General features: G+C 73.6%; 13 protein-coding genes and 1 riboswitch. Of the genes, 6 read left to right on the top strand and 7 right to left on the bottom strand.

What is annotated here, in order from left to right; all coding sequences use genetic code 11:
- Positions 1-76: 76 nt before the first annotated feature.
- From EF918_RS26025 to EF918_RS26010, 4 genes are all read right to left on the bottom strand, one after another.
- Entirely contained in the window at positions 77-490 is a 414-nt protein-coding gene (locus EF918_RS26025; protein ID WP_125651089.1) for a hypothetical protein, read from the bottom strand.
- 74 nt (positions 491-564) lie between these two features.
- Positions 565-810: a hypothetical protein gene (locus tag EF918_RS26020; RefSeq protein WP_125651087.1), complete on the bottom strand. Its 246-nt coding sequence runs from the start codon at positions 808-810 to the stop codon at positions 565-567.
- Between the two features lie 19 nt (positions 811-829).
- Positions 830-1,582 carry a CbtA family protein gene (locus EF918_RS26015; protein WP_125651085.1) on the bottom strand — a complete coding sequence of 251 codons (753 nt, stop codon included), beginning with the start codon at positions 1,580-1,582 and terminating at the stop codon, positions 830-832.
- Positions 1,583-1,602: 20 nt separating this feature from the next.
- Complete coding sequence (locus EF918_RS26010; protein WP_125651083.1) at positions 1,603-1,827, bottom strand: CbtB-domain containing protein; 225 nt, start codon at positions 1,825-1,827, stop codon at positions 1,603-1,605.
- A gap of 37 nt (positions 1,828-1,864) precedes the next feature.
- Positions 1,865-2,000: riboswitch (cobalamin riboswitch) on the bottom strand.
- Between the two features lie 4 nt (positions 2,001-2,004).
- On the opposite strand from EF918_RS26010, the gene EF918_RS26005 reads away from it, so the two are divergent.
- Positions 2,005-2,436 carry a histidine phosphatase family protein gene (locus tag EF918_RS26005; protein ID WP_125651081.1) on the top strand — a complete coding sequence of 144 codons (432 nt, stop codon included), beginning with the start codon at positions 2,005-2,007 and terminating at the stop codon, positions 2,434-2,436.
- On the opposite strand, the gene pucL is transcribed toward EF918_RS26005, so the two are convergent.
- Together pucL and EF918_RS25995 are read right to left on the bottom strand one after the other, a co-directional pair.
- Positions 2,433-3,350 carry a factor-independent urate hydroxylase gene (gene pucL / locus EF918_RS26000; RefSeq protein WP_125651079.1) on the bottom strand — a complete coding sequence of 306 codons (918 nt, stop codon included), beginning with the start codon at positions 3,348-3,350 and terminating at the stop codon, positions 2,433-2,435. The two genes, EF918_RS26005 and pucL, sit on opposite strands and share 4 nt — an antisense overlap.
- Before the next feature lie 271 nt (positions 3,351-3,621).
- Positions 3,622-4,983: an aspartate aminotransferase family protein gene (locus tag EF918_RS25995; RefSeq protein WP_125651076.1), complete on the bottom strand. Its 1,362-nt coding sequence runs from the start codon at positions 4,981-4,983 to the stop codon at positions 3,622-3,624.
- Positions 4,984-5,183: 200 nt separating this feature from the next.
- Here EF918_RS25995 and EF918_RS25990 point away from each other — a divergent pair, with 200 nt between their 5' ends.
- From EF918_RS25990 to EF918_RS25975, 3 genes are read left to right on the top strand one after another with little or no spacing between them, the layout of a single operon-like run.
- Complete coding sequence (locus EF918_RS25990; RefSeq protein WP_125651074.1) at positions 5,184-5,534, top strand: PRC-barrel domain-containing protein; 351 nt, start codon at positions 5,184-5,186, stop codon at positions 5,532-5,534.
- A gap of 21 nt (positions 5,535-5,555) precedes the next feature.
- A complete protein-coding gene (locus EF918_RS25985; RefSeq protein WP_125651072.1) occupies positions 5,556-5,954 on the top strand; it encodes an STAS domain-containing protein in 399 nt (132 codons plus the stop codon).
- Entirely contained in the window at positions 5,951-6,661 is a 711-nt protein-coding gene (locus EF918_RS25975) for an ATP-binding protein (RefSeq protein WP_260610680.1), read from the top strand. The genes EF918_RS25985 and EF918_RS25975 overlap by 4 nt, the downstream gene beginning before the upstream one ends.
- Here EF918_RS25975 and EF918_RS25970 read toward each other — a convergent pair.
- On the bottom strand, positions 6,594-7,493 hold the full coding sequence (locus EF918_RS25970) for an RNA polymerase sigma factor SigF (RefSeq protein ID WP_125651070.1): 900 nt from the start codon (positions 7,491-7,493) through the stop codon (positions 6,594-6,596). The two genes, EF918_RS25975 and EF918_RS25970, sit on opposite strands and share 68 nt — an antisense overlap.
- Before the next feature lie 354 nt (positions 7,494-7,847).
- Between EF918_RS25970 and EF918_RS25965 the strand changes: the two genes are divergently transcribed.
- Together EF918_RS25965 and EF918_RS25960 are read left to right on the top strand one after the other, a co-directional pair.
- A complete protein-coding gene (locus EF918_RS25965; protein ID WP_125651068.1) occupies positions 7,848-10,100 on the top strand; it encodes a SpoIIE family protein phosphatase in 2,253 nt (750 codons plus the stop codon).
- Between the two features lie 98 nt (positions 10,101-10,198).
- Positions 10,199-10,840, top strand: a complete 642-nt coding sequence (locus EF918_RS25960) for an NAD(P)-dependent oxidoreductase (protein ID WP_125651066.1) — start codon at positions 10,199-10,201, stop codon at positions 10,838-10,840.
- Positions 10,841-10,874 lie beyond the last annotated feature (34 nt).

Genomic DNA, 10,874 nt, shown 5'->3' with positions numbered 1-10,874 from the left:
GTGGGGTCGGAGATGTGTGTAGGAGGCAGGGTGTGGGGGGGTCGCTCATCGAGCCGGGCGCTGCGCGCCGGGCCGCTCAGCAGCGCAGGACCACACTCCGCACCGCCCGCAAGGACGGGGTCCCCTCGGGGACGGGGGCCACGCACGGCCGCCCCCGCGGTGCGGGGGCGGCCGGGACGGCCGGGGTCTCGTCGGGGCGGCGGACGGGGGCGCCGCGGTCGGCGCCCCGCAGGGCGGCCCGGACCTCGGCGTCCGTCGGGTCGGGTTGGCCCTCTCCGGGGGCCGCCGGCTCGGCCGGCGCGGTGGCCGCGGCCGGGGGTTCGCCGAGGGACTCGGCGAGGGCGGGGCCGGCGCCGAACAGGCACAGCAGCACGGCGCAGGCCACCATCAGGGCCTTGGCCAGTGCCGCGCGTGCCGTACGTGCCGCGCGGGCGGCAGGTGCCGTGTGTGCCGCATGGGCTGCCCGGTGGAGGCGCCGCGTCCCGCTCATGCCTCACGGTGTGCCCCGACACGCCGGGGACCTCTCCTTCGGGCCCCCGAATGCCCCCGACCGGGGGACGGAGATCACCCCAGGACGAACGCCACCGCCGCCACGCCCATGAGCGCGGCGGCGGTGTGGACGGCCGGATGGCCGTAGTCACCGAACCAGAGGTGGCGCACCAGCCCGCCGACGGCGGCCAGTGCCGTGACGATGCCGATCTGCCCGAGCAGGGTCAGCGCGGTGAACTGGACCATGACCAGCAGCAGGGCGTTGCACCAGAAGGGGCCTGCGCCCGTCCAGCCGCGCCAGTGCCAGATCGCCGCCTGCATGGGCAGGGCCCCCCTCATCTCAACTCGTGGGCTGTACAGCCTCCTTGGGTGCGGCGGCGGGGGCAAGGGCCCGTTCGGCAAGAGTGCCGAAGGCGAGGCCGAAAACCGCCCACAGGGTGGTCTGGATGGCGAGCGAGGCCAGGCGGAACTGCCAGATCAGGGTGGCCGGGAAGTCGGCCGGCACCTCGTTCACCGGCGGCAGGAAGGCGTACGCCAGCCCGATCGCGACGGCGAACGCGCCGGCCGCCGCCCAGGTGGCGTGCCAGGCGCCCAGACGCGGCGCCAGCCGCCGGCCCAGGATGCCCGCGCCGGCCGCCAGCAGCAGCCCGAGGGCGATCATCAGCAGGTAGAGCACGGTCCGGCGGGTGGCCGTCTCCGGGTCGCCCACGGCCGGCGGGTTGGCCGGGTACTTCAGGAACGGCACGAGCGTCACGGTCACGAACCCGCCGAGGGCGACGAACGCGGCCGTCGCCCGGGCCGAGAAGCGGCCGATCCGCCCGAGGGCGAAGGCGTACACGAGCGCGGCGATGCCGCCGAGCGCGACGGCGTAGAGCAGGACGCCGGTGCCGAGGCCGGCCGTGGCCTGGAGGGCCCGGCTGACCGGGGCCTCGTCGCCGTGGTCGTGGCCGGCCGCCGCGGCTTCCTCGATGGCGATGGCCGCGTCCACCTTGGACTCGCCGAGCACGTAGGCGACCAGGAAGGCGGCGAGGCCGGCGAGCAGGCCGGCGAGCATGCCCCGCACCAGCAGGGCACGCGGGGAAACGGTGTTCACGATGGGCTTCCCCTCGGGGGTCAGTGGCAGGGGAAGCCGAGGAGGTGGCGGCCGTCGTGCAGCCACTCGTGGATGGTCTCGCCCTCGAACAGGGACGTGGCGCCCTGCTCGACACCGATGAAGTAGAGCAGGACCAGCATCAGGACGCCGACGAAGAGCGCCCAGGGACCCAGCTCGCGCAGGGAGATGGGGGCGATGGGGGCGACGGCCACCCCCGCCGTCGCGGGCGCGGCGGACGTAGCCATGGCAGAACCTCCAGAGGGAACACGCGTCCCGGTCAGTGGTGCACCGAACGACGTCGACGGGTCTGACTCGCCTCCCCGCGGGGAGGTTCACAGTGGCGCGACCGTGCCGGATTCTCACCGGCTTCCGTCATATCGTCGTCATGTCGTCCGAGACCGTACCGCGTTTATGCTCCGCTTATGAACCCCTCATCGGTACGAGTTCTGCTGGTCACACCGCCCCTTGACGAGGCGGGCCGGCAGGGCCGGTTCACCGCCGGAGGGCCGTTCGCCCTGGACACGGGCCTGTGGGCGGGCCGGACCCTGGACGAGGTGGCCGCCGCCGACCCGGACGCCGTACGCGCCTGGCTCACCGATCCGGGGTACGCCCCGCCGGGCGGGGAGTCGGTCGAGGACCTCGTCGCACGGGCCGGGCAGTGGCTGGAAGGCCTGGCGCCGGGCACCCACCGGACCGCCGCCGAGCAGGCGTTCGTCCGGGCGGCGGTCGTGTACGCGCTCCGGCTGCCGGCGCCGGCCTTCTGGCGGCTGGACGCCCGTCCCGGCACGCTCACCGAACTCAGTGGGCGTGCGGGGCGGTGGAACCTGCGGCTGGGGCGGCCGGAGGCCGGCTAGGCCACGATCCAGTCGCTCGTCGCGATGACCGGACGGACGCCCTCGCGGTGGACGGTGCCCTCGATCAGGCCGTACATCCGGTCCGCCGCGAAGTAGACCTCGTTGTCGTTCTTGAGGCCGAACGGCTCCAGGTCCACCAGGAAGTGGTGCTTGTTGGGCAGGTTGAGCCGGACCTCGTTGACCTTCGGGCAGGAGTCGAGCACCCGCTCGGCCATCTGGTTCAGGGTCTGCTGGAGCGAGTAGGAGTACGTCTCCGCGAACGCCTGGAGCAGGTGCTTGCGGACCTGCTTGTAGGAGCGGTCCCAGTCGTGGCCGGGGTCGTCGGCGGCCAGCGCCGAGTGCGCCCAGCGGGCGGTGACCTTGGTGGCCAGGATGCGGTCGTACGCCTCCTGCAGGGTCGTGTACCGGTCCTTGATGTAGCCGTGGAACTCGGAGTTGGTCGAGTTCATCACGGTCAGCTCCTTCAGCCCGGAGACGACCTGCAGGCCCGAGGACTCGCCGTAGGTGATCTGCGCGGTGCGCACCTCCTGGCCCTTGCGGACGAAGGAGTGCTGCTCCTTGCGGGTCGGGACCGGGATCCGCTCCCAGGCGAACTCCTCGATCCGGATCTGCGCCTCGCGGATCGGGGTCTGGGAGGAGACGAAGTGCTTGGCGAGCAGGATGCCGAAGGCCTCCGGCGACTCGATGCCGTGCTCCTTCCCGAAGGCGTACACGGTGTTCTTGGTGGTGTCGGTGGGCAGGCAGTTGGCGTTGTCGCCGGTGAGGTGGACGTCGCGGAACTCACCGCGCAGCGCGACCGAGACGTTCAGGTCGCGGATCTCGTGCCAGGAGCCGTCGTTGCCCTTCCGGGTGACCTTGACGATGCGGTTCTCGGCCTTGCCGTACTGGTTCTGGGCCAGGACGTGCTTGCTCATGCGCGCTCTTCCTTCGGGTACACGGAGTCCGGTCTGCTGGATCCCGTACGCCCGGCGTCCGACGGCCCGCGCCCTGCCGTCGGCCCGCCCCCCGCCGTTCGGCCCCGCGAGGGGGCCGCCCCGGGACTGACGTGCATCCCGGTCCGTAGGTGCACGGTGATTGCAACACGCGCGCCCCCGGAGCGGACCGGTACGGATCCTCCGAGAGCGGTGCCCACGGATTGGGCGACCCCACAGCGTCCGCCCGGGGGCGTTCACCCGCCGGCCGCGGTCAGGCCATGTGTGCGTCGGCCACCGCCAGGGCCCCGTCGAGGATCTCCAGGCCGTGGGCGACGTCCTCGGCCGTGATGTTGCACGGCGGGGCGACGTGCAGGCGGTTGCCCGCGGTCAGCGGCCACAGCCCGCCCTTCTTGCAGGCCTCGGCGAACGCGGCCATGGGGGCGTTCGCCGCGCCGGCGGCGGCGTAGGGCACCAGGGGCTCGCGCGTGGCCGGGTCCCGTACGAGCTCCAGCGCCCAGAAGGTGCCCAGGCCCCGGACCTCGCCCACGGAGGGGTGGCGGGCGGCGAGCTCGGCCAGTCCCGGTCCCAGCAGCTCGGCTCCGGTGCGGGCGGACTGCTCGACGATGCCTTCCTCGACCATCACGCCGATCGTGGCGACGGCGGCGGCGCAGGCCAGGACGTGGCCGGAGTAGGTCAGGCCGCCGGGGTAGGGGCGGCGGGCGAAGGTCTCGGCGATCTCGGCCGAGATCGCCACGCCGCCGAGCGGCAGGTAGCCGCTGTTGACGCCCTTGGCGAAGGTCAGCAGGTCGGGGACGACCTCCCAGTGGTCGGCGGCGAACCAGGTGCCGGTGCGGCCGAAGCCGACCATGACCTCGTCCAGGACGAGGACGATGCCGTGGCGGTCGCAGATCTCGCGGACGCCGGGGAGGTAGCCGGCCGGGGGCACCAGCACACCGGCGGCGCCGACCACCGGCTCCAGCACGACCGCGGCGATCGAGGCCGGGCCTTCAAAGACGATCGTGTCCTCCAGGTGGCGCAGGGCGCGCTCGCACTCCTCGGCCTCGGTGGTGGCGTGGAACGGGGAGCGGTAGAGGTACGGGCCCCAGAAGTGCACGACCCCGGCGGAGGCGGAGTCGTTGCCGAAGCGGCGGGCGTCACCGGTGAGGTTGATCGCGGCGGAAGTGGCGCCGTGGTACGAGCGGTAGGCGGAGAGCACCTTGGGCCGGCCGGTGTGCACGCGGGCCATCCGGACGGCGTTCTCGACGGCCTCGGCGCCGCCGTTGGTGAAGAAGATCTTGTCCAGGTCGCCCGGGGTCCGCTCGGCGATCAGCCGAGCCGCCTCCGAGCGGACGTCGACGGCGAACCCGGGCGCCACCGTGCACAGCTTCGCCGCCTGCTCCTGGACCGCGGCGACGACCTTCGGGTGCTGGTAGCCGATGTTGGTGTAGACGAGGGCGCTGGAGAAGTCGAGGAACCGGTTGCCGTCGTAGTCCCAGAAGTACGAGCCCTCGGCCCCGGCGACGGCGAGCGGGTCGATGAGCTCCTGCGCGGACCAGGAGTGGAACACATGGGCGCGGTCGGCCGCCTTGACGGCGTCCTTCGCGGCGGCGTGGGCGTCGGCACGGGTGGTCATGGGCCGAGCGTAGTTGTCCATGATGTGGACCCCCCTCGTCGCGTGGGATCAGGTGGGCGCCGGACTGGCACCCTTTCCATTCTACCGAATGACGGAAATCATCTTCCGAATAACGGAAAGAATGAGGGTGGAGGGGTGAACCGGGTGATTGATCGCCCGCAGCATGGGTAGGTGCGCCCGAGAGAAGGCGGGAGGCTGCGATGGACACCAGGATGTGGGCTTACGCCAGGAGCAGCGGCCACGCGGCCGGCACGGATCTGACCGGTTTCAAGGTCGAGGCGACCGACGGTCACATCGGCCGGATCGACAGACATTCCGCCGATGCCGGCCGCTCGTACATCGTGGTGGACACTGGACCGTGGATCTTCGGCCGGCACGTGGTCGTGCCGGCAGGTCTGGTCAAGGCCGTGGACGTGGCCGAGGAGACGGTCCACGTCGCGGCCACGAAGGACGAGATCAAAGCCAGCCCCGACTTCGAGAGCGGACGGGACGAGGACGAGGTGGCCTTCATCCGCCTCGTCGAGGAGCACTACACCAAGAGCCACATGTGACCAGTGGAGGGAGGGACGGACATGGCACGGCGCTTCTCGGTCGAGGCGACCGCTCGGGACGGCACGACCGTCCTGGCGCTCGCCGGTGAACTCGACCATGACACGGCGGCCCCGCTGCGCGAGGCGCTGGCCGCCGCGCTCAGGGGCGCCGATCCCGGCGACAGACTGCTGGTCGACTGCGCCGACCTGCGCTTTTGTGATTCCACCGGGCTGAACGTGCTGCTGCGCGCCCGGCTCGCCGCCGAGCAGTCCGGAGGGCGGCTGGAGCTGTCGGGGCTGCGGCAGCCCGTCGCCCGGATGTTCCGCATCACCGGGGCGGACGGGGTGTTCCGCGTCTATCCGTCGATGGGCGACGCCTTCGCCCCGGCCGGCGGCGCCGCCGGCGCCAAGGGTGGCGAGGCGGACGGTGGCGTGTCATGAGCTCGATGCGTGAGGTGCCCGGGAGCTCAGGTCCCGGCGAGCAGACACGCCGTCTCCTGCTGGGTGGCGGCACCCCCGGGGTCGTCACCCGCTGCCGTGACTTCACCCGGCAGGCCCTGGAGGACTGGGGCTGGCTGGAGCCCGGGGACGAGGACCACTACGCCGGATCCGCCGCGCGCCCGGACGCCCGCCCCGCCGCCCACCCGGACGGCCGGCCCGACGCCCGGCCGGAAGGCCTGGACGCCGGCCCGGACGGCCGGCCCGAGGGACGGCCCGGCTCCGCTACGGATGCGACGGCCGCGGACACCGCCGCCCCGTCGGCCGCCGCTGCCGAGCGGGCCGCCGAGCGGGCCGAGGCCGCGGAGGACGTCCTGCTGATGGTCTCCGAACTGGTCACCAACGCGTGCATGCACGCCGGCGGTCCCCGCGAACTGGTGCTGCGGCACATGGTGGACGGGCTGCGGGTCGAGGTCAGCGACGGGAGCCCCGAGCACCCCCGTCGCCGGCCGGCCACGGACCCCGCCCTGCCCGGCGGTCACGGACTGACCGTGCTGGAACGCCTGGCCCGCAAGTGGGGCTCGGTGCCCTCGACCGGGGCCTGGGGCGGCAAGACCGTGTGGCTGGAGGTGGACTCGCCGCTCACCTCTGATCCGTGGCGTCCGGGTCCGTCAGCAGCCCGGTCCGCAGTGTCGCCAGAGTCCGGGTGAGCAGCCGGGACACGTGCATCTGGGACAGGCCCAGCCGCTCGCCGATCTCGGACTGCGTCAGGTCCTGGCCGAACCGCAGCGACAGCAGGGTCCGCTCCCGCTCGGGCAGCTCGGCCAGCAGCGGCTTGAGGGACTCCAGGCACTCGATCCGGTCGTACGCGGCCTCGTCCTCGCCCAGGGCGGGCTGGCTGCCGTAGGTGTCGCCGTCCTCCTGCACGGGGACGTCCAGCGAGCGCGTGGAATAGGCGTGCGCGGCCTTGCGTCCCTCCGCCAGCTCCTTCTCCGGCACGCCGAGCCGCTCGGCGAGCTCCGTCTCGGTGGGGCAGCGGCCGAGGTCCTGCTCCAGGGCGTCGTTGGCCTTGGCGGCGTCCAGGCGGAGTTCCTGGAGCCGGCGGGGAACCTTGACGGCCCAGCTGGTGTCACGGAAGAAACGTTTGATCTCGCCGGTGATGGTGGGCATCGCGAAGGAGGTGAACTCGACTCCGCGGTCCGGGTCGAACCGGTTGATGGCCTTGATCAGCCCCACCGTGCCGACCTGGACGATGTCCTCCATCGGCTCGCTGCGGTTGCGGAACCGGCGGGCGGCGTACTTGACCAGCGAGAGGTTGAGCTCCACCAGGGTGTTGCGCACGTAGGAGTACTCGGCGGTGCCCTCCTCCAGGCCGTGCAGGCGGTGGAACAGGGCCGTCGAGAGCGTGCGGGCCTCGCCGGTGCTGACGTTCACGGGGTCGTCCGGGATCCTGCACGGCGCGGGGTCGGGCCCGGTCGGGGGCCCGGCCGGCTTCGCCGTGGCGGTCCGGGTGGCTGTGGCTTTCTCTGCTGTGAGACGCATACTCGTCCTCCGGCGTGGGGCGCGCTTCGCGGCGGATGCAGCGGCCGTCGTGAGCCGGTTCTTCGGGGGATATACCCGCCCGGCCCCTTACATACCCCCGCGACGAGCGGGCAGGTGCGTCGTATGAGCCGTACGAGACCGAGCGGACACGCGGAGGAACGGGACGAGCGCACCGGACGGGCGCACCACGGACCCGGACCGGGCGAATCGGCTGCGGACGCCCGGCCGGCGTGACATGGTGGCCGACGAGGAGATCTGACCGAACCCGCTCGGGCGGATCCCGCCCGGGGATCCGGCCCGGAGGGCCCCGACCCGGCCGGTCGGCCGGTCGGCCGGAGAAGAGGCTGTGAGGCGATGGCCGCACACCCGGCGGCACGACCCCCCGGCGAGGCCCTGGCCAATGCTGTGGCCGAGCTGACCGCGGAGGTCGCCGAACTCCGCGAGGACCGGGTCCGGCGCAGGCTGCTGGACCTGGCCTCCGGCGTGCTCGTGCAACAGCTCGGCCTGACCCCCGCCGACGCCGCCGACCACCTCGTGGAGCTGGCCCTGTCGACCGGCCTGAGCGCCGAGGACCTGGCCGCCGACGTGATCAACTCCGCCGCGGGCACCCCGGTGGTCGAGAACCACACCGAGGCCCGGCGGATACGGCGCAGCGTCGCCACCGTCCTGGTCTCCGACACCGCCGCCGAAGCCGCCGCGAGCCTGCTCCAGGGAGGCCTGCGCCGGCTCGGTGCCCAGGCCCTGTACCTCTGGCGGCGCACCGCGACCGACTGCCTGGAACTGGTCGGGCACGCCGGGGCCGCCCCGCAGGAGGTCGTGCACTGGCAGTGGGTGCCGCCGGAGACCCCGTTGCACCAGGTCGTGTGGGCGGCCGAGAGCTGGTGGGGGGCCGACCCGCGGCTGCCGGGCGGCGGTGCGGGCCTGGAGGGCGAGCCGCTGCGCGCGGTGATGCCGCTGCGCCGGCACGGCGCGGTGGTGGGGGTGGCCCTGGCGGTGTGGCCGGGGGCGTCCGGCCCCGGCGGGGTGGACGAGGCGGTGCGGCGGACCGCGGAGCTGCTGTGCGAGCCGTGCGGGGTACTGGTCCAGGACCCCGACGCGGCGGTCCGCTCCCGGGGCCCGGGGCCCGAGGCACCGCTGCTGGACCTGTTCGACCGGCCGGCCGTCCTGACCGACGAGGAGGGCCGCATCGAGTACGCCAACCCGGCCGCCCGCACCGCGCTCGACAGCACGGTCCCGGCCCCCGTGGGCCGCTCGGCGGCCGAGGTCTTCCCGCACGCCTGGGCCGGCCTGGCCGCGGCCCTCGACCGGGTCGGGCCGCAGTTCCTCGGCCGGGTGGCCGACCTGGAGGACGTACGGGTGCTGCCGCTGGGCCGCGGGCGGGCGGTGCTGATGTGGGCCACGCGGCCCGAGGACGCCGACGTCCTCGCGCGGGCCCTCGGGCAGCTCGAGCGGGTGGCGTTCTTCCGCGAGGACCTGCTGACCGGGTCCGTGGTGTGGAGCGACGAGGCGTACACGCTGTTCGGCCTCCCACCCGGCACCCCGCCCGTACCGCTGGCGCGGGTGGGCACCCGGCTGCACCCCGACGACGTACCGGTGCTCCAGGAGCTGCTGGCCGCGCTGGTCGACCGGCACACCGGGGCGTGGGCGCCGGTCCGGCTGGTACGGGCCGACGGCGGGGTACGGCACGTACGGATCGCCGCCGAGCCGCTGCTCACCGGGGACGCGCTGACCGGGGTCACCGGTGTCTACCAGGACGTCTCCGCCCAGCACCACACGGAACTGGCCCTGTCCGCCTCCGCCGACCGCCTCTCGGCCGCCCGCACCGACGCGCTGGTCCGCGAGCACCTGGTGCTCAGGCTCCAGCAGGCGATCTCTCCCTCGCTGCGGCAGGCGTCGGGGCTGGAGGTGGCCGTCCGCTACCGGCCGGCGGTGGAGGACCACCGGGTCGGCGGCGACTGGTACGAGGTGCAGGAGCTGTCCGACGGCCGGGTGCTGCTCGCCGTCGGTGACGTGGCCGGGCACGGCATCGAGGCCGCCAGCGCCATGGTGGGCCTGCGGCACGCGCTGCGCGGGCTGGCCGTCACCAGCGCCGATCCCGGCCGGCTGATGTCGTGGCTCAACGAGGTCACCCTGGCCACGCCGGACCATCCCACGGCCACCGCGGTCGTGGCCGAGTACGACCCGGCCGAGCACCTGCTGCGCTGGGCGACCGCCGGCCATCTGCCGCTGCTGCTGATCCGGGACGGCCGGGCCCGGTTCCTGGAAGGGCCGCAGAACATCCTGCTGGGCGCCCTGCCCGGCGGCGAGTACGCCGAGTCCGAGGTCTCCTTGGCTCCCGGAGACACGCTGCTGCTGTTCACGGACGGTTTCGTGGAACGCCGCCACGTCGGCCTGGACCAGTCGCTGGCGGTGCTGCGGCGGACGGCCGAGGCGCTGGTGGCGGTGGATCCGGAGGGGCAGGCGGACGCCCTGCTGTCGGCGGTGACGGGGGACACGGACGACGACACGAGCCTGGTGGTGGTGCGCGTGCCGGGGGAGACGGCGTTCGAGGAGGAAGCGCCACTCGGCGAGGAAGCTCCCTTCGGCGGGGATCTACCTGTGAACTAACCGAGAGATTGCGCTTTCGTTTAGAAAGTGCGAGGGTGGAGGTGCGGCGGTGATCCCGCCCCCGTCCCGCCCCCCTCGTCCTTTCGAAAGGGCCTCCCATGAAGATCGTCCTGTTCGGCGCCACCGGCATGATCGGCACCCGGATCGCCACCGAGGCACTCTCCCGCGGCCACGAGGTCACCGCGGTCTCCCGCTCCGGCCGGGCCCCCGAGGGCGCGGCGGGCGGCACGGGCGTGAGCGGCGACGCCGCCGACGCGAAGGCCGTGGCCGAGCTCGCCGCCGGCCACGACGTGGTCGTCTCCGCCGTCTCCCCGCCGCGCGACGGCTCGGACCCGCTGGAGCCGTTCACCGCGCTGTACGCGGCCCTGCTCGACGGCGTACGGGCCTCCGGCGTGCAGCGGCTGGCCGTGGTCGGCGGCGCCGGCAGCCTGCTGGTCGGCGAGGACACCAAGCTCGTCCACACCCCCGGCTTCCCCGAGATCTACAAGCAGGAGGCCCTCACCCACGACGCCGTGCTGACCTCCCTGCGGACGGTCGACGACCTGGACTGGGTCTACGTCTCCCCGGCCGCCGAGATCGCCCCCGGCGAGCGCACCGGCACCTTCCGCCTCGGCGGCGACCACCTGCTGTCCGACGCCGACGGCCGCAGCCGGATCAGCGCCGAGGACTACGCGGTGGCGTTCGTCGACGAGCTGGAGCGCCGCGCCACCTCCCGGGCCCGGATCACGGTCGCCTACTGAGGCCGACCGGCCTCCCCGCCGCTGCCCCACCACC

It is taken from the genome of Streptomyces sp. WAC06614, from assembly GCF_003949795.1.
Classification (GTDB): Bacteria; Actinomycetota; Actinomycetes; order Streptomycetales; family Streptomycetaceae; genus Streptomyces.
Note: the sequence above shows the minus strand (reverse complement) of the source record. Positions and strands in the feature narration are given on the sequence as shown.